Genomic DNA, 21,682 nt, shown 5'->3' with positions numbered 1-21,682 from the left:
CCCTTCCCGTTTCCCGCTGCACAAGACCATGCGCTACCTGCCCCACACGCCCGAGGAAATCAGCGAGATGCTGCAGGCCGTCGGCCTGTCGTCGCTCGAGGAGCTCTACAGCGCGATCCCGAAGGAGGCGCGCCTCACGCGCCCCCTCTCGATGGAGCCTTCGCTCGACGAGGCCTCGCTCATGCGGCACCTCGAGGAGCTCGCCCAGAAGAACCGCGCAGGGCGCATGCTCTCGTTCCTGGGGGCCGGCGCCTACGAGCACCATTTCCCGCCGGCCGCCGATCAGCTGCTGCTCCGCAGCGAGTTCTACACCGCGTACACGCCGTACCAGCCCGAGGTCTCCCAGGGCACGCTCCAGGTGATCTTCGAGTTCCAGACGATCGTGAGCGAGATCCTCGGGCTGCCGATCGCCAACGCGTCGATGTACGACGGCGCGAGCGCGCTCGCGGAGGCCGTGCTGATGGCCCGCCGGCTGACGGGGCGCGAGCGCACGGTCCTGTCCGGGGGCGTGCACCCCGACTACGTCGGCACGGTCGAGACGTACGTGCACGGCATCGGGACCGGCAAGGCGTCGCTGGTCGGGGTCGACGTGGGCCGCGACGGCACGGCGGACGTCGAGGCGCTGACGCGGGCGATCGACGAGACGACCGCCTGCGTGGTGGTCGGCTATCCGAATTTCTTCGGCGTCGTGGGCGATATCCGGAAGGTGGCCGAGGTGTGCCACCAGAAGGGCGCGCTGCTGATCACGGTCACCCTGGACCCGTACGCGCTCGCGCTGCTCGAGTCGCCGGGCGCGCTCGGCGCCGACATCGCGGTGGCGGAGGGCCAGCCGCTCGGGCTGCCGCCGCAGTACGGCGGCCCCAACGTCGGTCTGTTCGCGTGCCGGAACGACCGCAAGTACCTCCAGCAGGTGCCCGGCCGGCTGGTCGGCGAGACGGTCGACAAGCACGGGACCCGCGGGTACGTGCTGACGCTCGCGACGCGCGAGCAGCACATCCGCCGCGAGCGGGCGACGAGCAACATCTGCACGAACAGCGGCCTCTGCGCGACGGCGGTCACGATGCGGATGTGCATGCTCGGCAAGCGCGGCTTCGTGGAGGCGGCGAAGCAGTGCCTCGCGAAGGCCGAGCACCTGAAGCGGGAGATCGCGCGGCTCGACGGGTACTCGCTGCCGATGTCGGCGCCGACGTTCCACGAGTTCGTCGTGAAGGTCCGCGGCGGGGACGCGGGGAGGCTCACGCGGGCGCTGGCCGAGCAGGGGATCATCGCGGGGCTGGATCTCCGGCGGATCGACGCGCGGCGGCGGGACGAGCTGCTCGTCGCCGTGACCGAGCGGCACAGCCGCGCGGATCTCGATCGGCTCGTGGAAGGGCTCGCGGGGTTCACGGGCTGAAGCGGCAGGCGGGGGCGGGTCGGGGAGTGCCGAGCTGCCCCGCCCCGGCCGAGCCCGGAACGCACCGGCGTCGCTGCGTTCAGAGCACGTCAGGCGCAGGCGGCGCGGCGGGGCTCGGCTTGACCTTCGCCTTCGTCTTGCGGTGCGCCAAGCCGAGCCGGACCAGGAAGTCGCGCCGGGGGCGGGAGCGCCTCATCGGGCCGATGCGCCGGGGATCCGCCCGGCTCGCTCCACTCGGTCACCTGCTCGAGCACCGGCTTCGCCGTCGCGATCTCGTCGACCGGGAACTCAAGCGTCCGCCCCCCAAGGGGCTGTCGTAGGCGACGCACACCTTGAGCTCCGGCATGCCGGTTAGCACGTCGAGCTTGGTGAGCGCGATCCCGTCGAGGCCGTTCACCCGCGCCGCGTAGCGCGGCGCCGGCAGATCCAGCCACCCGGTCCGCCGCGGCCGGCCCGTCACCGAGCCGTACTCGCCGCCCACCGACCAGAGCCGCTCGCCGAGCGGGCCGTCGAGCTCGGTCGGGAACGGCCCCTCGCCCACGCGCGTGCAGTACGCCTTCGCCAGGCCGAGCACGCGGCGGATGCGCGTCGGGCCGACCCCGGCGCCGACGCACGCGCCGCCCGCGATCGCCGAGGACGACGTCACGAACGGGGACGTGCCGTGATCGAGGCGATGGCTCGGAGGCGGCGCGCCTGCGGATGCACTGAAATCGTGCTGGGGAGCGGGCGGATCTGGCGGCTTTTGTGGCGGGGTCGCGCTGTCTGTTATCGGCTGTAATTGCTATTTACTCGTCGCTCTGGTCCCTTCGCGCCCGCGGAGGAAAGCAATGACGCCGGGATGGGTGAAGTGGAGAGCGCTCGCGTGCTGCGCACAGATGCTCCTCGTAGGGGGGCATGTAGCTCCGGATCGTCGGACGATGAGGGGCTGCGCGGTACGGCGAAGCTCGCGGCGGGCGCCGAGGACGCGACCTGCGTGACGATCCAGCGCGGTACGGCCGGCGCGGTGGAGGACGGGACGATCTGGGAGACGTTCACGACATGGATCGACTCGACCGTGCTCCTCCGGACGGGCGCACTAGCCGGCTTTGGCGTGCGGCACGCCCGTCTCCTTCTCGACCAGCTCCACATCGTGCCGCGCCGCTGCGGGCAGCTCCATCACGGAGCGGGCGCTGTCGATCGGCTCGCTCCACTCGGCCACAATTCCAGCGCCGGCTTCGCGGTCGTGATCTCGTCGCTCTGGAGCTCCCGTGCGCGCCCCGATGGCGGGATCAGGCGCGCGCGATCCGACACAAACAGGCGCCCCCTCGTTAGCATTCGCAGGCGACTCCACCCGGCTTGGCTGCCTGTCGCGACGCACATCAAATATCATCACCGGACTTATGCTCAGACAAATTCGATGACGCCTGTGGATGCGGCACCAAGACACTCGGATTCGCTTCGCATGACAAAACGTGGAGTTCAGTTTTTGAATGTGGAGCTCCCAGGTGGCCCCTAAGGTGCGCCATCAGTCCTGCTCGGCGCAATGCCGTTCAGTATAAAAAATCAATAACAAGGCACAGGGCGACAGCGCTTGGTTGGTAATGCTTTGCGGTTCAACGCGTCCGCCATCCAGCGGTGACGCGCAGCAGTTCTCTTTTCTCTTCTTCAATAATGATCTATTGAGTGAGACATCATGAGCCATCATCCCTTCGACCACTAGAACGGCAAACATGTTGAAAGCTGCATGATTTCAAACATTTACGCCGCCTCCTGGATCAGCCGCTGCGCCGCCTCGAGATTCTGGATCGCTGCTGCGCGCCGGAGGTCGAACAGATTTCTCCTTGCGCCGATGTAGCGCGCATTGTGTCCTTTGCGCGCCGCGATGTGTGCGAGGGCATGCTCCACAGCTACCCGCTTCCGTAGCACGGCGCGTCCTGGGCCGGTCTGCTGCAGCTTCCGGAATTTGCGCTGCAAAGCTTCGTCCTCGGCGATAGACACGGTCCGCCCTCGTCCCGAGGCGGCTCGGGTGCATTTCGCTCGGAGGGGACACGCACCACACTCCTCGGGATCAAACTCGACCGTGTCGCCCGGCTCGAACAGTTCGACCTGTCCTGCGGGACACGTGATTGTCTTGGCGCGCAGGTCGATCTTGAAGTCGCGCTTGCTGAACAAATCGGGGCTACGAGCCCGCTGCCCCCAAGGCGTCGAGAACACCCGGCCGCCCGCGCCGATCACGTCGCCAACGACGGGACTGTTCACGTAGGCGCGATCGATGTGCAGCTCGACGAGGCGTAGCCCCTGATGCTGGACGTCCTTGGCGATCGGCGCGGCCCCCTCTTCTTCGGGCCGATTCGCTGGCGTGACCGCACAGGCGACGATGACGGGAAGATCAAGGTCGCGCGCGATATGTTCTTTGTACCCGTCGAACCGCTTCGAGCGACTCTTGCGGCCATGGCGCATCTCGGCGTCCTCGATCGATACACGGCGCTCAGGCGCAACGCCTTGCCGGATGCGAACGGTCCCGTCGTCGGCGGTTTCCAGGTCCTGGTCTCGAACCTGCGTGAGCGCATCCAAATAGGTGCGCAGCGGCTGCTCGACGACGTCGTCCAGATGGCGGTCGACCCATTGCTGCAGCGACGAGACCTGCCGCTCCAGGATCTGAATCGCCGCCGCCTTCTGTTTCGGGTCGCTCCAGTCCAGGTCGAGCCCGGCCTTGATGCTGGGAGCCAGAAGCAACGGGATGCCCGCCTTGCGGCAGATCTCCTCGGGCCGACGCTCGGTGATCTTCGACATGACGCGGACGATGCTGCGGGCAGCATGGCCGAGCAGGTTGATCGTGTCTTCAACCCGCCCGGCCCCCGCTAAAGGGCGGCTATCGATCGCCACGCGCAGCGCTTTGGACACCGCGCGCCTCTCGCCCTCCGTCATCGCGCCGGACCGAACGAGCGCCACGGTCCGCTCCAGCAGCACCCGATCCATCTCGTGCGCAACCATCCGCTCCCGAAACGCTTGCAGCGCGCCCTGCGAGAACGCGGGCGTGGCCGCACCCAGGCAGCCGAGCACCATTTGCCAGCGCAGGTCGACGACGGACAGTTCCACCGCCTCGGCATCCGATGCGCCGACGTAGCCTGCAGCAGTGTGACCATGCACATCAGCGCCGGCGAATGCGGCGGCTCGCCTGCGCCCGTCGTCCGGTACATGCCCTCAAGCTGCTCCTGGAAGGTCTCATCGAATAGCTCGTGTCGGTGTAGCCTGAGAAATCCGAACAGTGCTCTCACGCGTGTCAACCGCTTCATGAGCGCCTGTTCGTGCCGCGACAGCTCCACCGGCGGCAACCATCGTTCCATCCGTGCACCTCCGGACGCGCACGAGATCATGACCCGGCGAGTCCGTCGAGCGTTGCATCGAAGCGCCCGAAATTCTCACAAAATCAACCTGATAGATGGGATGAGGCAGCCCAAGCGGCGCCTGGACCCACGATGCCGACCGCACCGACGCGACCTTCTGCTCGACGCGTTCGCGCGGCGGGGCCTGCGAAGACAGCCCGCAGCACCGTGGAGGTCGGCCCATCGGCAGCAGCAGAGCGTGCTGGAGTGCTCGGGGGCGTCAAGGGTTCGCGAGCGGAGCTCGACCTACCGAATCCTGACCGATCACCTCGGCAGCCCGCGGCTGGTCGTGAACACCGCGACGGGCGCCGTGATGCAGCGGATGGATTTCGACGAATTCGGCCGCGTGCTCCTCGACACCAATCCGGGCTTCACGCCGTTCGGGTTCGCCGGCGGGCTCTACGACCGCGACACGGGGCTCGTGCGCCTCGGGTCGAGGGATTACGACGCGGAGGCGGGGAGGTGGACGGGGAAGGACCCGATCCGGTTCGGCGGCAGGGACAACAACCTCTACGCCTACGCGAGCAACGATCCGGTGAACTGGACCGACGTCACCGGTCACTCGAAGTTCGACAAGCTGTACGGGCTATCCAAGAAATTCTGGAACTGGTACCATAGGCAGGTCAAGCGCAATGGCGACGCGGATCTCAGCAAGGAGGAGGCGGAAGACCTCTACAGGGAATGGAAGGAGCTCGGCGAGCCTGGTCCGGACAGGAAGAAGGGCAGCAGGGGTGACGGCGACGGCGGTCTCGGCGGCCTCGGCGACCTCTTCGACTGGCTGATCCCGTTCCCGCCCGTGCCGATCTGCCTGCTCAATCCTGAATCGTGCGGATGCCCGCTCGAAGCTTAGGTGCCAGTATGACCACGGTCGTGCTCAGAGTTCAGGGTGAACATGTCGATGTGGATCAGTGCCTGACGTGGATTCCAGAGACCGCGCTCGAGAAGGTCTGGCGCGCGGGCGAAAGGCGACACGGCGGCGAGATCAGCGCGACATCCGGATGCAACATCCTGCTGTCGGAGAACGAGGACACGTCGCTCGCCGTCGAAGAGGCGATGCGGGTGTTTCTCTCGCTTGCGCCACGGATTGCCGCCCTGGTGCAGTCCGGGGCGACGGCCGTGGTCGACTTCGCGCTGTTCATCGAGGAGATGGGCGCCAGAACCATCCAGCTCGATCCGGGCGTGCTGCGCTCGGTAGGACAACACGGCGTGAGCATCGTGGTCAGCGCGTATCCCTGCGACGACCCATGAAGACCCTCCGACGCGCCTTGCCTGGGCGCGCGCCCGCCAGCCCGGCACCGTAACGCGCCGACCGCTCCTATCCAATTCCGACCACAGAGCCCCCACGGAATCGATCCGCCTGCCGCCGCGCCCGTGACGTGACGCGGCGGCGGTCGTCGCTCCTCCCGGTCTTTCAGCTGGGAAGCCAGCCCCGACCCCCTTTTCCCTCAGTGCTCGCCTGCGATCGCTGGCGAACACTGTTCAGGCCGGCGTTCCGGCGGTCGAGGCTGCGGGTTATCGCGCGCGATCCGGTGAGCCTAGATCCCGCCCCCTCACGCAAACGCGTTGCGCCGCACGATGGTCGCGTCGCGGTCCGCGCCGACCGACACCACGTTGACCGGCACGCCGGTCTCCTTCCCGACCAGCTCCACGTAGTGCCGCGCCGTCGCGGGCAGCTCGGTCATCGACCGCGCGCCGTCGATCGGCTCGCTCCACTCGGCCACCGACTTCAGCACCGACTTCGCCGTCGCGATCTCGTCGACCCTCCGCGCGTGACATCCGATCCGGCGAGGCGCCACGGGAATGAACGCGAGGAGGAGGATGGCGAGCGCGGCGACGACATCCCTGACGCCTTCCTGGCCGCACCCTACCGGGGCACGACTTCGCCGGTCAACCGGCGTCAGCGGCGCCAATGCGCGTCGCGCGCCCGATCCTCGACCGCCCACTTCCCGGCTCGATGGCTCCCCATCGTGTCCGGAGAGACGCTCGCGCGCCCTTCAGCGCGAGGCCACGTCCTGCCCGCGCTGCTGCGCGGGGAACGGGTTCGGCCACAGCGGCAGGAGCGACTGCCGGTAGACGGTGAGACGCAGCAGGTCGATGCCCGCGATGGCGGCGAACGCCATCGCATTGTCGGTCCCGTAGCTCCCCTGGAGCGAGAGGCTGATGCCGAGCGGCGCGCCCAGCGTGAGCGCGCCGGCCACGCCCGTGGAACCTGCGCCCCAGAAGCGGCGGTAGCCGCCCGCGTCGAGGGCAAGGCCCAGCTGGCCAGCCTGGAAGCCGCGCGTCGCGACCCGGGCGAGCAGCGCGAGATCGATGCCGCTGTCGAGGATCGGCGTCGCGCGCATCAGGCCGCCGACGATGACGGGCGCGTCGGGCGTGGTCCCGACGCCGACGTCGCACGACAGCGCGCCGTCGAAGACGAGATCGCTTTCGCCCTGCTTCCAGCCGACCGCGCCGGCGCCAACGAAGGTCCACGCGGAGGCGTCCGCGCGCGAAGGCGAGGACCAGGCGAGCGGGGCGATCAAGGCCCCGAGGGCGGCGAGGCAGGCGATGGGCGAGCGCACGCGAGCGAGCTACCACGAAGCGCCGAGCGGGGATAGGTCAGCGCGCGGGGCCGCGCCGCTCGACGATGCGCCGCGCCACGAGCGCGGCCACCTCGGGATCGAAGAGGAGCGTGTTGTGCCCCCGCCCCTCCATCACCCGCACCTCGCCGCCCGGCAGCGCGTGCGCGATGGGCGAGCGGACCAGCGTGTCGGCCCCCGCGACGATCGACAGGTGCGGGATGCTCGACCGCGCCGTCCCGAGGAGGACGCGCCGGAGGACCGGGCTCGACGCGTCGAGATCGCGCGCGCCGCCGAAGCCGAGCAGCGCTGCGCGCGGGATGCCGCCGAACGGGCTCGCCATGGAGATGGTCTGCACGATGCGTGGATCGACGACCTCCTGCGCGAAGAAGCGGCACACGATGCCGCCCATGCTGTGGCCGACGAGGTGCAAGCGCGCCCCCTCCGGGAGCGCCGCGACGAGCGCCGCGAGGCGCGCCGACAGCACCTCGACGCCGGGCCCCGGCGCGTAGGACATCGTCGCCGTGTGGACCGACCACGGCGGCTCGGCGCGCGCCGGGTCCGTCCGACCGCGCGCCCGCGAGGCGCGCGACAGGGCAGCGTGGCGCTCGATCGCCGTGCGCAACGGCCGGAGGACGCCGGCGGAGGCGAAGAGCCCGTGAAGGATGACCACCACCTCGTCGCCGTCGCGCGCCCCGTCAGGGATCACCGGCGCGAGGGTGTCGTACGGCAGGAGGACCGCCTGCCTCGCGAACGAGGCCACCTCCCTGCCAGCTGTCGCCGCGAAGGCCGACGCACGGAACCACCTCGCCACGTGGTGGCTCTTACCATGGATCCGTCGCGCGACGTCCTCGTGGCTCGCGACGCGCTGTGTCGCGGGCGCGCGCCACGAGGACGCCGCGCGGGCGGCAAGGAGGCCGATCACGGCCGCAGCAGCCAGACATGGAAGCTGCGGAACGTCCCCCGGAGCGCGCGGATCCGGACAAGGTCCCCCGGCGCGACGTCGCGCAGCGGCACCCGGATCTCGGACCAGCGGTCCGGAGGGCGCTCTGACACCTCGACGCGCGCCTCGTCCGCGGCGCGCTCGATCGCCACGCCGATCGCGATCGGGCCACCCCCGTCGGTGCGCAGCGCGAGCACCGCGGGCCCGCGGGCGCTCGCGGCGGCCGCGGCGGCCGCGGCGGCCGCTCCGATTGCGAACGACTGCTCGCGCCCCTCGGGGATGATCCTGCCGGCGTCGAACCGCGGCGCACCGCCGCCGTCGCTCCCGTCCCGCAGCACGGCGCCGACGACCCAGCCGCCACGCGGCGACGGGAACGCGTAGCCGTGCGCCCGCTCGTCGACCAGGTCGGCGATGTCCACCTCGTCGATGGCCCCGTCGCGGCGCTCCCCCGGCGGCGCGAGCGCCGACCAGTCCGCCTCGTAGATCACCTTCTCGTCCGCGGCGCACATCACGTTGTCCTCGATCTTCACCGCGTCGACGCGCCGGCCGAAGACGTCCGCGAGCCCGCCCCACCACGAGGGGTACAGGGCGAAGACGTCGGGCCGCTCGGCGGCGTCGAGCCGCTCGATGAGCTCGACAACGGCCGGGACCCCGTGCACCGAGGCCCGCGCGAACGGCATCCCCCGGTACCCGCCGAGCCCGAGCCCGTCGATGGCGGGGATCCCCGACAGGTACGGGATCGCGCCCGCGTCGCCGAGCAGCACCCGCCGCGGCCGCGGCTCGCGCGCGGCGAGGCGCCGCGCGACCTCGACCTGCTGCCCGGCGATGTTGGCCGAGGAGCGGGCGAAGTGGTCGATCTGCCGCCCGAACCACGCGGAGGGCGCCGCGAGGGCCGCGAGCGCGAGCGCGGCGGCGACGCCGGCCGCGAGCCGCCCCCGCCGCGCGAGCGCCTCGGTCCCGAGGGCCGCGGCGACGAGCAGCATCGCGAGCGCCGGGGCGGCGTAGCGGAGGTTCTGGTAGCGCGCCGTGGCGTTGAGCGCGACGAGGAGCAGCGAGCCGTAGGCGCCGATCAGGAGCGGCACGGCGAGGCGCCGCGCGCGCCGGTCGAGCGCCGCGATCGCGCCGAGCAGCGGCAAGAGGAGGGCGTAGGACGGGCCGCCCAGCGCGCTCTCCAGCGCCTGCACCCGCAGCGCGGCGAGGTTCTTGATCACCTCCAGCGCCTTCTCGAGCGGCGCCGGGTACGGGTTCGAGAGGATGAGCTTGCGCACCGCCCCCGCCGCGCTCCACTCCCCCGTGAGCGCGCGGTTCGCGGCGGCCTGCGCGGCGAGGAGCAGCGCGGTCGGCAGGGACGCGCGCGCGAGCGACGCCGCCGCGCCCAGCGAGCCCGCCGCGTGGGCCACGGCGACCGCGAGCGGCGCCGCGAGCGCGACGGCCTCGGGCCGCGTCGCGACGAGCAGCGCGGCGAGGAGCCCTGCCCGGAGCTGCTCGGCCGGGCGCTGCGCCGGCGGGGCGAGCTCGGCGCGCCGCACCGCGACGAGCGCCCGGCCCATCACCGCGCCGAGCAGCGCGACCTCCATCCCGGAGAACCAGCTCCAGTCGAGCAGCGGCACGGCCACGACGAAGAGCGGCGCGACCCAGGCGACCCAGCGGGAGGAGGCGGCGCCGGGCCCGCCGCGCGGATCGAGCAGCCACCGGAGCGATCGGCAGAGGTCGAGCAGCGCGGCGCACGCGAGGAGCGCGGCGAAGAGGCCGAGCCACGCGCCGCGAAACCCGAGCAGGTACCCGGGCGCCAGGGCGAGGGGGTACGCCAGGCTGGTCCCGCCCGAGGAGTAGCCGTTGCCCGGGATCCACGAGAACGGGTGGCCCAGGGCCGCGGCGCGGGCGAACCCGAAGTGGATGTAGACGTCGTCGAGGGGCGCCGGCCAGACGCCGCCCGTCCTGGCGAGCGCGGGCCCGTAGAACGCCGCGGCGGCGCCGAGCACCGGGATCGCGGCGCTCGCGTGCCACAAGAGCGGCCGGATCCACGGCGGGCGCCTCACCGCCCGGCCGGTACCACGAAGGAGCCCAGGACGGCGCGCCGAATCTGGCTAGACTGCGGGCCATGGTGCTCAGAGCCGTGGTGGACGAATCGGTCGACGCCGCCCACTGGGAGGCCGTCGAGGAGGCGGCCGAGCTCCTGCAAGAGGAGCAAGTCCAGGAGGCGCTCGTCGCGCTGCGCGACGTGATCAAGGCCTCCCCGTCGAACCCGTACGCGTACAACCTGCTCGGGCACGCGCTCTACGAGCTCGGCCAGCTCGATCCGGCGCGCGACGCTTACCGCGCCGCCGTGCGGCTCGCGCCGAGCTTCCTCGGGGCGCGGGTCGGCCTGTCGCACGCGCTCCGTCGCCTCGGCGACACGGACGGCGCGATCGCGCAGGCGAAGGAGGCGCTCCGCCGGTTCCCGAAGGACGGCGAGGCGATGCACGCGATGGGGCTGGCGTACGCGGCCCGCGGCAACCGCGCGCTCGCGCGGAAGCACCTCCAGGGCTTCCTGGACGCGGGCCCGGAGGTCGAGGCCGCGATGGAGGTGCGGCAGATCCTCGAGATGCTCGGCGTCGGGGGCGACGACGAGCCGCTCCAGTTCGAGTAGCCTTCTCCCGGCGCACGCGCGCGCTCGGCGCGCCGGAGGCAAGGAACTCGATGGTGACCACCCCGCACTTCGATCTCATCATCCTCGGCACGGGGCCGGGCGGCGAAGGCGCCGCCATGACGGCCGCGAAGCACGGCAAATCGGTCGCGGCGATCGAGCGCTACGCGCGGGTCGGCGGGGGCTGCACCCACTGGGGGACGATCCCCAGCAAGGCGCTGCGCCGCGCGATTTACCACATGAACCTGATCAACCAGAGCCCCATCTACAAGCGGATGGATGTGGTTCCGGAGTACCCGTTCGCCGAGCTCCTCGCGACCGCGAACCGCGTCATCGACGAGCAGGTCGATCTGCGCGAGAGCTTCTACGACCGGAACCGCGTCCAGCTCGTTCCGGGGCAGGCCAGGTTCGTCGATCCGCACACGATCGAGGTGGAGAGCGACGGCGGCCAGCGCCGACGGTACACGGCCGACAGCTTCGTCATCGCGACCGGCTCGCGCCCGTACCGGCCGGCCGACATCGACTTCAGCCACCCGCGCGTCTTCGACAGCGACACGCTGCTGCGCATGGATCACACCCCCCGGAGCATCACCATCTTCGGGGCGGGCGTCATCGGCTGCGAGTACGCGTCGATGCTGCGCAACATGCAGATCGCCGTGAACCTCGTGAACACGCGCTCCCACCTCCTGGAGTTCCTCGACGACGAGATCACCGACGCGCTCGGGTACCACTTCTGCGACAAGGGGATCCGCGTCCTGAACGGCGAGGAGCACGAGGCGGTCGAGGCCACGAAGGAGGGCGTCGTGCTCTCCCTGAAGAGCGGGAAGAAGCTCCGGAGCGAGGTCTTCCTCTGGGCCAACGGGAGGTCGGGCAACACGGCCGATCTCGGCCTGGAGAGCGTCGGCATCACGCCGAACAAGCGCGGTCAGCTCGAGGTGAGCGAGACCTTCCAGACGAGCCAGCCGCACATCTACGCGGTCGGCGACGTGGTCGGCTTCCCGGCGCTCGCGAGCGCGAGCTACGACCAGGGCCGGTACGCGGCCAGCCACATCTGCGGCCACGCCGACGACAAGCTGGTCCGGGACATCCCCACGGGCATCTACACGACGCCCGAGATCTCGTCGCTGGGCAAGAGCGAGCGGGAGCTCACGGCGGAGAAGGTGCCCTACGAGGTGGGAAAGTCGACGTTCAAGACGCTCGCGCGCGCGCAGATCACGGGCCAGCAGGTCGGGATGCTGAAGCTGATCTTCCACCGCGAGACGCTCGCGCTGCTCGGGATCCACTGCTTCGGCGAGAACGCCGCGGAGATCATCCACATCGGGCAGGCGATCATGTCGCAACCTGCGCCGCACAACACGATCCGGTACTTCGTGAACACGACGTTCAACTACCCCACCATGGCCGAGGCCTACCGCGTCGCGGCGCTCGACGGGCTGGGGCGCGTGTTCTGAGGGCGCGCGGCACCCGAGCGCCCCCGGGCCGCCCCTGGCAGCGTCCGGCGAGTCCGTGGCGTGCGTCAGGGCTGTCGAGGAGGGCAGCGGCGCGCGGGCGCTCGGATCGGCGGTTGCCAGCGCGCGGCGCGGGGGTGATACTCCCCGGAGGAGCACGCTGTCATGGCCGCCGCTGCACCCCTCCTCGTCCCCCCTGCCGGCGCCGCCGACGCGGGCGCGGCGAACGGCTCGGAAGACCAGCTCTTCGTCGTTCATGACGTCTCGTGGGAGGAGTACGAGGCCATCCTGGCTGCCCTCGGCGACCGAGCGGGCGTGCGGGTGACGTACTGCGAGGGAGTGCTGGAGCTGATGAGCCCGGGCGGACCGCACGAGGGGCGGAAGACGATCCTTGCCCGCCTCGTCGAGGCCTACGCAGAGGAGGCGGAGCTGCCTCTCAGCGGGTACGGCAGCATGACCGTCCGCAAGAGGCTCGCGGAGCGGGGCGTAGAGCCGGATGAGTGTTACGTGCTCGGGACGGTCGAGGACGGCGAGATCCCGGAGCTCGCGATCGAGATCATCGAGAAGAGCGGGACAATCAACAAGCTCTCCGTCTATGCGGGGCTCGGCGTGCCCGAGGTCTGGTTCCTGAAGAAGGGAAAGCTCTCCATCCACCTCCTCGGCCCGGACGGCTACGCGGAGGTGGGGCAGAGCCGGCTCCTGCCGGGGCTCGACGTCGTGGGGCTGACGGAGTTCATGCTGCGCAAGGGGGATCAGACGACCGTGGTGCGCGCGTGGCGCGCGAGGCTCCGGGAGCGGGGCGCCAGGTGAGCTCGGTCCGCTGAGCGACGAAGCGCCGTCCACCGAGGCGCTTCGCGACCAGCCTCCTACCCCCCGCCGCTCGCCCGCGCCGCGCACGCCGCGGCGATCGCCTCCGACCCCGCCTCTCGCGCCACGATCTCGCACGCGCGCCACGCCGCGAGCCGCTCCGGCCCCGCGGCGCCCCGCGGCGCCGCCGCGACCCGCGCCTCGACCGAGCGCGCGAAGGCGTCCAGCGCCGCCTCGTCCCCGCGCTCCGACAGGAGCGCGCCCAGCGTGAGCGCCGCGTGCGCGACCTGCCGCTCCGCGCCCGGGTACATCGCCTCCGCGAGCGCCTCGACGAGCGCCGGGAGGTCGCGGCGCGCCGCGGCCTCGCGCGCCCGCACCTCGGGCGCCGCGGCCTCGGCCCCTGCGACGCCGAGGCGCCGCTCCAGGTAGCCGACCACCGAGCGGGCGACGCGCTGGAACGAGGCGAGCCCGTCGGTCGGCGCCTCGAGCACGCCGCCCCCGGCGCGCGCGCCCGCGACGTCGAGGTCGAGCACGATGACGAGATCCTCCCGCTCCCCGATGACCAGGAGGTCGCGCGCCCAGTCGAGCGAGCGCTCCTCCGCGAGCCACGCCGTCGCCCGCGCGACGTCGCCGCGCGGCAGGATCAGCGTGCCGTCCGGGAGCGCGATGCCGTCCGCCGCCGCGTAGAGCGCCGCGAGATCCGGCGGCTCGGTCAGCGCGAGGGACCACGCGCCCGCCCCTGCCGCCGGGGGCCGCGCCTCCACGCCAGCGCATGCGAGCAGCGCGGCGACGCGCGACGCGAGCGCGCCGGCCGCGCTCACGGGGCCCGCCGGCAGCTGCAGCGGCAAGCCCATCGCCAGGGCGTGCATCTCGGTGCCGCGAGGCTGCGCGAACGTGTCGCCGGTGCCATCCGGTTGATGCTCTCGGTCATGTAGATGCTCTTCGGCGCGAAGCCGTCGCGGGGCGCGACGAACAGGCGCGCAGCGTAGTAGATCGGATCGACAACGTCGACGATCGACTGCGCGAGCGAGATCGCGGGGTGGAGCTCGTGCTCCGCGCTCCGGCGAGCCCGGAAGAAGCCGTCGAGGACCGAGTCCATCTCGTGGATGTACTCGTCCAGGATCCTGAGGCGCCGCGGGTTGTGGTGGCCGTCGAGCCGGACCATGCCGCCCTCGCGGCGCAGATCGTTCGGCCACGCCCGCTCTGGCCTTCGTCCATGCTCTCCACCCACTACGTTCCAGACGAGCGAGGAGAGCGAGGAGAGCGAGGCCGAGCCGCGCGTTCCGTCGCGAGGTGGCCGACTCCGACCTCAGCGAGCGGGCGCCGCAGCGCGCGCCGACGAGGGTGACTTCGGCTTGTGCTTCATATATATATGATTTAGGTGCTCCGGATGTCCCTGGAAGGCAGGATCGCGCTCGTCACGGGTGGGGGTCGCGGCATCGGCCGGGCGATCGCCGAGCGGCTCGCGCAGGGCGGCGCGCGCGTCGCCGTCGCAGGCCGCACGCAGGCCGAGATCGAGGAGACGGCGGCGGCCATCGGGGGCGTCGCCGTCCGGCTCGACGTCGGCGATCGCGAGGGCGCGCCGCCGGCGATCGCCGCGCTCGAAGCCCAGCTCGGGCGCATCGACGTGCTCGTCAACAACGCGGGCGTCGCCGAGAGCGCGCCGTTCGACAGGACCAGCGACGCGCTCTGGGACCGCATGCTCGCGGTCAACGTGACCGGCGCCTTCGCGCTCTGCCGCGCCCTGATCCCGAAGATGATCGCGCGCGGGTTCGGGCGCGTCGTCAACGTCGCCTCGACCGCCGGGCTCGTCGGGTGCGCTTACTCGACCGCGTACTGCGCGTCGAAGCACGCCATGGTCGGAATGACCCGCGCCATCGCGCTGGAGATCGCCCGGACGCCGGTGACCATCAACTGCGTCTGCCCCGGGTGGGTGAACACGAGGATGGCGGACGAGGCGATCTCCCGCATCGCCGAGAAGACCGGGCGGGGCGAGGACGCGGCGCGGCGGTCGCTCGAGTCGATGTCGCCTCAGGGCCGGATGGTCGAGCCCGGCGAGGTCGCGCTCGTCGTGGCGATGCTCTGCAGCGACGAGGCGCGCAGCATCCATGGCCAGGCGATCCCGGTCGACGGGGGGCAGGTGATGCGGTGAACGGCGATCTCGAGATCGTGCAGCCGGCCGGGTGGCCTGCGCCGCGAGGCTACGCCAACGGCGTCGTGACGAGCGGCAGGACGCTTCACATCGCGGGGCAGATCGGGTGGGACCCCGCGTCCGGACGGTTCCGGAGCGACGATCTGGCCGAGCAGTTCGCCCAGGCGCTCGACAACGTGCTCGCGGTCGTCGCGGCCGCCGGCGGGGAGCCGGGCGACGTCGCGCGCATGACCGTCTACGTGACCGATCTCGAGGCGTACAGGGGCTCGCTCCGCGCGATCGGCGCCGCGTGGCGGGCGCGGTTCGGCAAGCATTTCCCGGCGATGGCCCTCCTCGGCGTCGCGGGGCTCGTCGAGCGGCGCGCGCTCGTGGAGATCGAGGCCGTCGCGGCGCTCGACGCGCGCGGCGGGGGCGGCCCGTGAGGCGCGGGGCGCCGGCGAGGCGGCCGCTCGCCGTGGTCCCCCCGCCGGAGAGCGCGCGCGGCGACCAGACCGCCGTGCGCGCCTGGGTGCGCATCCTCGCGGTCCACAAGCGCGCGCTCGCGGCCATCCGGGAGGACCTGGAGCACGAGATGACCCTCCCGCGCTTCGACCTCCTGGCGAACCTCGTGCGCAGCGACGGGCAGACGCTCGCGTCGCTCTCCCGCAGCATGCTCGTCACGGCGGGCAACCTCACCGGGCTCGTCGATCGCGCGGCGCGCGACGGCATGGTCGAGCGGCGGGCCGACCCGAGCGACCGCCGCGCGTGGCGGGTGCACCTGACCGCCAAGGGGCAGCGCGCGTTCCGCGACGCCGAGCGGCGGCACGCCGCGCGCGTGGCGAAGGTGTTCTCCGGGCTGAGCCCGGCCGAGCTCTCCACGCTGACGCGGCTGCTCGACAAGCTGCGCACCACGCTCCGCGAGCCGGACATGCCCGTCCCGTCGCGCCCCGGCAGCGCCCGCGCGCACGCCGAGCGAAGCGCGCGGAGCCCCCCGCGGCGCACGCGGACGAAGCCCTGATCGCGCGAGGCTCGCGTCCGGCGCGCGCCGGACCCAGGAGATGCCCATGACCCTCACACCCCGCTCCTTCCAGCTCGAGCTCAGCCGCGGCGTCGCGGAGATCACGCTGAGCCGCCCCGACCGCCTGAACGCCCTCACCTTCGAGGTCTACGGCGAGCTCACGGCCACGTTCCGCTCGCTCGAGCGCTCGGCCGCGCGCGCGGTCGTGCTCACCGGAGCGGGGCGCGGCTTCTGCTCGGGCGGCGACGTCGAGGGGATCATCGCCGAGCTGTTCGCGCGCGACGCGCGGGGGATGCTCGAGTTCACCCGCGCGACCGGCGCGCTGATCCAGAGCATCTGCGAGCTCCGGCGCCCGGTCATCGCCGCCGTCAACGGGGTCGCCGTCGGCGCGGGCGCGGTGATCGCCGCCGCCTGCGACCTGCGCATCGCCGCGGCGAGCGCCCGCTTCGGGTTCATCTTCCCCAAGGTCGGCCTGTCCGGCGCCGACATGGGCGCCTCGTACCTCCTGCCGCGCATCGTCGGCCAGGGGCGCGCCGCCGAGCTGCTCTTCTTCGGCGATCTCATCGGCGCCGACGAGGCGCTCCGCATCGGCCTCGTGAACCGCGTCGTCGCCGACAGCGACGCGCTGGGCGTGGCGCGCGGCTGGGCCGAGCGCCTCGCGCGCGGGCCGGCGTTCGCGCACGCGATCACCAAGCAGATGCTCGAGAGCGAGCGCACGATGCCCCTCGCCGCCGCGATCGAGGCCGAGGCGCAGGCGCAGGCCATCTGCATGGCCCACCCCGACTTCCGCGAGGCCCACGAGGCGAACAGGGCGAAGCGCCCGCCGCGCTTCGAGGGCGCCGACCGGGGCGACGCGCCGGCCGCGCCCGGCGACGCCGACGCACCCCCCACCCCGCGGTCCACCGGGCAGGAGACGCCCCGCGTATGAGCGGGCTCGCGCTCTCCTCCGCCGAGCTCCCCGTCTTCTTCGAGGAGCGCCACGCCGCGCTCGCCGCGCGGCTGACGCCCGAGGCGCTCGCGCCGCTCGCGCTACTCGCCAAGACGCACGACGCCGCCGCCGTGGCGCGCAGCATGGGCGAGCCGCTCGGGCTCTACGCGCACCTCGTCCCCGAGGCGCTCGGCGGCGCGCCGAGCGGCGGCGGCCTCCCCGCGGACGCGACCGCCATCGACGTGCGCTCGCTGGTCCTCATCCGCGAGGCGCTCGGCCAGGTCGCCCCGCTCGCCGACGCGATCTTCGCGGTGCAAGGGCTCGGCTCGTACCCGATCGTGCTGGCCGGCAGCGACGCGCAGCGCCGCGCGATCCTGCCCGACGTGCTCTCGGGGCGGCGCATCGGGGCCTTCGCGCTGACCGAGCCCGAGGCGGGCAGCGACGTCGCCTCGCTGAGGACCGAGGCCCGCCGCGAGGGCGACGGGTGGGTCCTCGACGGCGAGAAGGTGCTGATCTCGAACGTGCCGCTCGCGCACCACCTCGTGGTCTTCGCCCGCACGGGCGCGCCGCCGCGCGAGGGCGGCGGCGCGGCGGGCGAGCGCGGCGGCGGGCGCGCCGCGATCACGGCGTTCCTCGTCGACAGCGGCGCGCAGGGCGTCGCCTCGGAGCCGCTCCCGATGTCGGTCCCGCACCCGATCGGCCGGCTCCGCTTCGAGCGCTGCCGCGTTCCGGACAGCGCGCGGCTCGGCGAGGTGGGCGGCGGCTTCAAGCTCGCGATGCAGACGCTCGACGCCTTCCGGATCTCGGTCGGCGCGGCGGCGAACGGGATGGCGGCGCGCGCGCTCCGCGAGGCGATCGCGCACGTCACGCGGCGGAGGCAGTTCGGGGCGCCCCTGTCCGAGCAGCAGATGGTGCGCGCCTACCTCGCCGAGATGGCGACCGAGCTCGACGCCGCCCGCCTGCTCGTCGCCCGCGCGGCCCACAAGCGCGACACGGCTGCGGCGGGCGCGGCGGCGCGCGTCTCGACCGAGGCGGCCATGGCGAAGATGTTCGCCACCGAGGCGGCGCAGCGGATCATCGACCGCGCGGTCCAGCTCCACGGCGGCATGGGGGTCATCGAGGGGACCGAGGTCGAGCGGCTGTACCGCGAGATCCGGCCGCTGCGCATCTACGAGGGGACGACGGAGATCCAGAAGCTCATCATCGCGAAGGGCATCCTCGAGCGCGCCGCCGCGGAGCCCCCTGCCGACGAGCGCGCTCGCGACGGGGCGCGGTAGCCATGTGGAGGCCGCCGGAGAGGATCCGCCACGCGCTGCCCCGCGAGGAGCCTAAGGCCGCGGGCGAGGCGGCGCGCGCGCGCCTCTTCTCGCCGCTCCGCCTCGCCTCGGGCCTCGAGCTCGCCGAGCGCTCGTGGGTGCCCGCGATGGTCCCGTGGCGCGCGACGGAGGAGGGCGTCGTCACGCAGGACGTGCTCGACTGGTACGGCCGCTTCGCCGAAGGCCAGCCCGGCGCCCTCGTGGTCGAGGCGACCGGGATCCGCGACGTGCCGAGCGGCCCGCTGCTCCGCGCCGGGCACGATCGGTTCGTCCCGGGGCTCCGGGAGCTCGTCCGGACGGTCCGCGCGCGGAGCGCCGGCAGGACGCGCGTGTTCCTGCAGCTCATCGACTTCCTCCGCATCCGCAGGCGCCCGGCGAAGGACAGGTTCCTGCGGGAGTTCCTCGAGATCACCGGCGCGCACCGGCGCGCCCTGTCCGAGGCGCTCGGGGAGCCGCCGCTCCGGGACGCGCCGGAGCTCGAGGTGCGCGAGCGGCTGCTCGCGCTCGACGACGCGCGGCTCGAGGCCGTGCTCGCGCCCCGCGAGCTCGAGGCGCTGCGCTTCGGCGAGCGCGAGCGCGTCACCGACGTCGCGCTCCCTCACATCCGCGATCTGCCGCGGACGCTGCCGGGCCTCTTCGCCGCGGCCGCCGTGAGGGCGCGCGAGGCGGGCTTCGACGGGGTCGAGCTCCACTACGCGCACGCCTACACCATGGCCTCGTTCCTGTCCGCGCTGAACACCCGCCCGGACGGCTACGGCGGCGATCGCGAGCGCCGCGCGCGCCTCCCGCTCGAGGTCTACGCGGCGGTGCGCGCCGCCGTCTCCGCTCGCTTCACGGTGGGCTGCCGCTTCCTCTGCGACGATGTCATCGCGGGGGGCAGCCGGGTCGACGACGCGGCGTTCTTCGCGCTCGCGTTCGCGCGCGCCGGCATGGACTTCCTTTCGCTGTCGACCGGCGGCAAGTTCGAGGACGCGAAGCAGCCCAAGGTCGGCGAGGCCGCGTACCCCTACACCGGCCCGAGCGGGTACGAGTGCATGCCGACCGCGCTCTCGGACGCGGCGGGGCCGTTCGGGCGGCAGGTGCCGAAGCAGGCGCAGATCCGGCGCGCCCTGCGCGAGGCCGGCCTCGGCACGCCGGTCGTCGTGGCGGGGGGGATCTGCACGTTCGCCCAGGCCGAGGCGATCCTCGCGCGCGGCGAGGCCGATCTCATCGGGGCTGCACGGCAGACGCTCGCGGATCCCGACTGGTTCCTGAAGGTGCGGCTCGGGCGCAGCGGTGAGGTCCGACGCTGCATCTATTCCAATTACTGCGAGGCGCTCGATCAGCGCCACCGACCCGTGACGTGCCAGCTCTGGGATCGCGAGGGGCTCGACGAGCCGGGGGTCGCGACCACGGAGGGCGGAAAGCGGCGGCTCACGGCGCCGCGATGGAGGCGAGAGGAGGCGTGACGATGACCGCACCGACGTTCCCTGACGAGCTCAACCTCGCCGACTACTTCCTGTTCGATCGGCTGCGCGAGGGGCTCGGCGACAAGGTCGCGCTGCTCTTCGGCGATCAGCGGCACACCTACGCCGACGTCGCCGAGAAGGTCCGGATGCTCCAGGCGCACCTCGCCGTCGAGGGCGTCGCGCTCGAGCAGCGGGTGCTCATCGTCCTGCACGACTCGCCCGCGTTCGTCTGGGCCTTCTTCGCGGCGCTGAGCCACGGCGCCGTCGTGGCGATGGGCAACCCCGAGGCGCCCGCGCCCGACCTCGCGCACCTCGTCGAGTACACGCGGGCCGCCGCGGTCGTCACGATCCCGCGCGTGGCCGAGGCGCTCCAGGGCGCGCTCGCGGCCACGAACATCCGCACCGTCGTGCTCGTGCCCGAGGTCCCGACCGGCGGCGATCTCGAGGCCGATCTCCCGGTCTCGCCGGCCCTCGCGGCGCTGCGGGGCACCTCGCTCCGCGGCGCCCTCGCGCAGGGGCGCGCAGCGCTCGCGGCGGAGCGCGCCCCGGCAGGCCCCCGCCCCACCCGGCGCGACGACATCGCCATCTGGCTCTTCACGTCCGGCTCCACCGGCAGGAGCAAGGCGGCCATGCACACGCACCGCGACTTCGCCTTCAACACCGAGCGCTACGCCAAGGCGACCGTGGGCTACCGCGAGGACGACATCACCGTCTCGGTGCCGCGCCTCTTCTTCGGCTACGCCACGGGCACCAACCTGATGTTCCCCTTCGCCGTCGGCGCGACGTCGGGCCTCTTCGTCGAGCGGCCGACGCCGGAGTCGCTCGCGCGGTACATCGAGCGCTATCGCCCGACGGTCGTCACCAACGTCCCGACGATGATGGGCAAGCTGCTCGACGACGACGACGCCCGCGCGGCGCGCGGCGAGCCGCGCCTCGACCTCTCCAGCGTCCGCTTCCACCTGTCCGCGGGCGAGGCGCTGCCGCCGGCGCTCCTCGAGCGCTTCCGCGCGCGGTTCCACGCCGACGTCTATGACGGCATCGGCTCCGCGGAGATGTTCCACATCTACTGCACGAACCGCCCCGGCGACGTGCGCCCGGGGTCGCTCGGCCGCGTCGTGGAGGGGTACACGATCAAGATCCTCCCCTCGGACGCGGCCGGGCCGGGCGCGCCCGAGCTCCCGCCCGGCGAGACCGGCGTCATGTGGGTGAAGGGCGACTCGGTCGCGCTCGGCTACTTCCAGGATCGCGAGAAGAGCTGGGGCACCTTCCATGGCCACTGGTGCCGCACCGGAGATCTCTTCCGCATGGATGCCGAGGGCTACCTCTGGTTCAGCGGGCGCGCCGACGAGCTGCTCAAGGTGGGCGGCGTCTGGGTCGCGCCGGTCGAGGTGGAGGAGTGCCTGACCGAGCACCCGGCCGTCAGCCTCGCCGCCGTGATCGGCGCCGAGGAGGCGGGCCTCGTGAAGCCGAAGGCGTTCATCGTGGTCCGCGACGACGCGCGCGGCCGCGTCGCCACCGACGAGGGGAGGGCCGAGCTCGCCCAGGAGCTCAAGGCCTTCGTGAAGGACCGGCTGAGCAAGCACAAGTACCCGCGCTGGGTCGCCTTCGTCGATGACGTCCCCAGGAACGACCGCGGCAAGGTCGATCGCAAGGCGCTCCGGCAGCGCGAGGTCGCCGGCGAGAACCCGGCGGGCCTTTAGC

Annotated in this window: 19 protein-coding genes and 4 pseudogenes; 13 read left to right on the top strand and 10 right to left on the bottom strand. The window is 72.4% G+C overall.

The window, feature by feature from the left end; all coding sequences use genetic code 11:
- Positions 1 to 28: 28 nt before the first annotated feature.
- Positions 29 to 1,393 carry an aminomethyl-transferring glycine dehydrogenase subunit GcvPA gene (gene gcvPA, locus WMF39_RS10880; protein WP_437745462.1) on the top strand — a complete coding sequence of 455 codons (1,365 nt, stop codon included), beginning with the start codon at positions 29 to 31 and terminating at the stop codon, positions 1,391 to 1,393.
- 250 nt (positions 1,394 to 1,643) lie between these two features.
- On the opposite strand, the pseudogene WMF39_RS10875 reads toward gcvPA, so the two are convergent.
- The 4 genes and pseudogenes from WMF39_RS10875 to WMF39_RS10860 form a co-directional block, all read right to left on the bottom strand.
- A pseudogene (locus WMF39_RS10875) lies at positions 1,644 to 2,063 on the bottom strand (adenylosuccinate synthetase); the annotation flags it as partial.
- Between the two features lie 423 nt (positions 2,064 to 2,486).
- Positions 2,487 to 2,656, bottom strand: a pseudogene (locus WMF39_RS10870) (adenylosuccinate synthase); the annotation flags it as partial.
- Between the two features lie 241 nt (positions 2,657 to 2,897).
- Positions 2,898 to 3,104 carry a hypothetical protein gene (locus WMF39_RS10865; protein WP_437745461.1) on the bottom strand — a complete coding sequence of 69 codons (207 nt, stop codon included), beginning with the start codon at positions 3,102 to 3,104 and terminating at the stop codon, positions 2,898 to 2,900.
- A 26-nt stretch (positions 3,105 to 3,130) separates the two neighbouring features.
- Positions 3,131 to 4,719: pseudogene (locus WMF39_RS10860) on the bottom strand (IS1182 family transposase).
- 238 nt (positions 4,720 to 4,957) lie between these two features.
- Between WMF39_RS10860 and WMF39_RS10855 the strand changes: the two are divergent.
- Positions 4,958 to 5,608, top strand: coding sequence for an RHS repeat domain-containing protein (locus WMF39_RS10855; RefSeq protein ID WP_437745460.1), 651 nt, complete (start codon positions 4,958 to 4,960; stop codon positions 5,606 to 5,608).
- Positions 5,609 to 5,616: 8 nt separating this feature from the next.
- Positions 5,617 to 6,006 (top strand): hypothetical protein, encoded by a 390-nt coding sequence (locus WMF39_RS10850; RefSeq protein ID WP_437745459.1) that lies wholly within the window; start codon positions 5,617 to 5,619, stop codon positions 6,004 to 6,006.
- A 302-nt stretch (positions 6,007 to 6,308) separates the two neighbouring features.
- Here WMF39_RS10850 and WMF39_RS10845 read toward each other — a convergent pair.
- The 4 genes and pseudogenes from WMF39_RS10845 to WMF39_RS10830 all read right to left on the bottom strand — a co-directional run.
- Positions 6,309 to 6,518 (bottom strand): annotated as a pseudogene (locus WMF39_RS10845) (adenylosuccinate synthetase); the annotation flags it as partial.
- A 234-nt stretch (positions 6,519 to 6,752) separates the two neighbouring features.
- Entirely contained in the window at positions 6,753 to 7,319 is a 567-nt protein-coding gene (locus WMF39_RS10840) for a hypothetical protein (RefSeq protein WP_437745458.1), read from the bottom strand.
- Between the two features lie 37 nt (positions 7,320 to 7,356).
- A complete protein-coding gene (locus WMF39_RS10835) occupies positions 7,357 to 8,130 on the bottom strand; it encodes a lipase/acyltransferase domain-containing protein (protein ID WP_437745457.1) in 774 nt (257 codons plus the stop codon).
- A gap of 107 nt (positions 8,131 to 8,237) precedes the next feature.
- Positions 8,238 to 10,298 carry a hypothetical protein gene (locus WMF39_RS10830; protein WP_437745456.1) on the bottom strand — a complete coding sequence of 687 codons (2,061 nt, stop codon included), beginning with the start codon at positions 10,296 to 10,298 and terminating at the stop codon, positions 8,238 to 8,240.
- A gap of 62 nt (positions 10,299 to 10,360) precedes the next feature.
- Between WMF39_RS10830 and WMF39_RS10825 the strand changes: the two genes are divergently transcribed.
- The 3 genes from WMF39_RS10825 (at position 10,361) to WMF39_RS10815 (ending at position 13,143) form a co-directional block, all read left to right on the top strand.
- On the top strand, positions 10,361 to 10,888 hold the full coding sequence (locus WMF39_RS10825) for a tetratricopeptide repeat protein (RefSeq protein ID WP_437745455.1): 528 nt from the start codon (positions 10,361 to 10,363) through the stop codon (positions 10,886 to 10,888).
- Between the two features lie 50 nt (positions 10,889 to 10,938).
- Positions 10,939 to 12,336, top strand: a complete 1,398-nt coding sequence (gene sthA, locus WMF39_RS10820) for a Si-specific NAD(P)(+) transhydrogenase (protein ID WP_437745454.1) — start codon at positions 10,939 to 10,941, stop codon at positions 12,334 to 12,336.
- Between the two features lie 162 nt (positions 12,337 to 12,498).
- Positions 12,499 to 13,143 carry a Uma2 family endonuclease gene (locus tag WMF39_RS10815; protein ID WP_437745453.1) on the top strand — a complete coding sequence of 215 codons (645 nt, stop codon included), beginning with the start codon at positions 12,499 to 12,501 and terminating at the stop codon, positions 13,141 to 13,143.
- A gap of 56 nt (positions 13,144 to 13,199) precedes the next feature.
- On the opposite strand, the gene WMF39_RS10810 is transcribed toward WMF39_RS10815, so the two are convergent.
- The gene (locus WMF39_RS10810; RefSeq protein WP_437745452.1) at positions 13,200 to 13,994 is read right to left on the bottom strand and encodes a hypothetical protein; all 795 of its coding nucleotides are present in this window, start codon (positions 13,992 to 13,994) and stop codon (positions 13,200 to 13,202) included.
- Positions 13,958 to 14,305 carry a hypothetical protein gene (locus WMF39_RS10805; protein WP_437745451.1) on the bottom strand — a complete coding sequence of 116 codons (348 nt, stop codon included), beginning with the start codon at positions 14,303 to 14,305 and terminating at the stop codon, positions 13,958 to 13,960. Before WMF39_RS10805 ends, WMF39_RS10810 begins: the two co-directional genes overlap by 37 nt.
- Positions 14,306 to 14,530: 225 nt before the next feature.
- On the opposite strand from WMF39_RS10805, the gene WMF39_RS10800 reads away from it, so the two are divergent.
- From WMF39_RS10800 to WMF39_RS10770, 7 genes are read left to right on the top strand one after another with little or no spacing between them, the layout of a single operon-like run.
- Positions 14,531 to 15,292 carry an SDR family NAD(P)-dependent oxidoreductase gene (locus tag WMF39_RS10800; protein WP_437555358.1) on the top strand — a complete coding sequence of 254 codons (762 nt, stop codon included), beginning with the start codon at positions 14,531 to 14,533 and terminating at the stop codon, positions 15,290 to 15,292.
- Positions 15,289 to 15,714, top strand: a complete 426-nt coding sequence (locus tag WMF39_RS10795; protein ID WP_437745450.1) for a RidA family protein — start codon at positions 15,289 to 15,291, stop codon at positions 15,712 to 15,714. The genes WMF39_RS10800 and WMF39_RS10795 overlap by 4 nt, the downstream gene beginning before the upstream one ends.
- Positions 15,715 to 15,746: 32 nt before the next feature.
- The gene (locus WMF39_RS10790; RefSeq protein WP_437745449.1) at positions 15,747 to 16,289 is read left to right on the top strand and encodes a MarR family winged helix-turn-helix transcriptional regulator; all 543 of its coding nucleotides are present in this window, start codon (positions 15,747 to 15,749) and stop codon (positions 16,287 to 16,289) included.
- A 40-nt stretch (positions 16,290 to 16,329) separates the two neighbouring features.
- Positions 16,330 to 17,217, top strand: coding sequence for an enoyl-CoA hydratase family protein (locus tag WMF39_RS10785; protein WP_437745448.1), 888 nt, complete (start codon positions 16,330 to 16,332; stop codon positions 17,215 to 17,217).
- On the top strand, positions 17,214 to 18,494 hold the full coding sequence (locus WMF39_RS10780) for an acyl-CoA dehydrogenase family protein (protein WP_437745447.1): 1,281 nt from the start codon (positions 17,214 to 17,216) through the stop codon (positions 18,492 to 18,494). The genes WMF39_RS10785 and WMF39_RS10780 overlap by 4 nt, the downstream gene beginning before the upstream one ends.
- Positions 18,495 to 18,496: 2 nt before the next feature.
- A complete protein-coding gene (locus WMF39_RS10775; protein WP_437745446.1) occupies positions 18,497 to 19,981 on the top strand; it encodes an NADH:flavin oxidoreductase in 1,485 nt (494 codons plus the stop codon).
- Positions 19,982 to 19,983: 2 nt separating this feature from the next.
- Positions 19,984 to 21,681: a benzoate-CoA ligase family protein gene (locus WMF39_RS10770; protein WP_437745445.1), complete on the top strand. Its 1,698-nt coding sequence runs from the start codon at positions 19,984 to 19,986 to the stop codon at positions 21,679 to 21,681.
- Position 21,682: the final 1 nt, after the last annotated feature.

The organism is Sorangium sp. So ce1504 (assembly GCF_051521635.1).
Taxonomy (GTDB): domain Bacteria; phylum Myxococcota_A; class Polyangia; order Polyangiales; family Polyangiaceae; genus Sorangium; species Sorangium cellulosum_B.
The sequence above is the reverse complement of the archived record's forward strand: the minus strand, read 5'-3'. Positions and strand labels throughout refer to the sequence as shown.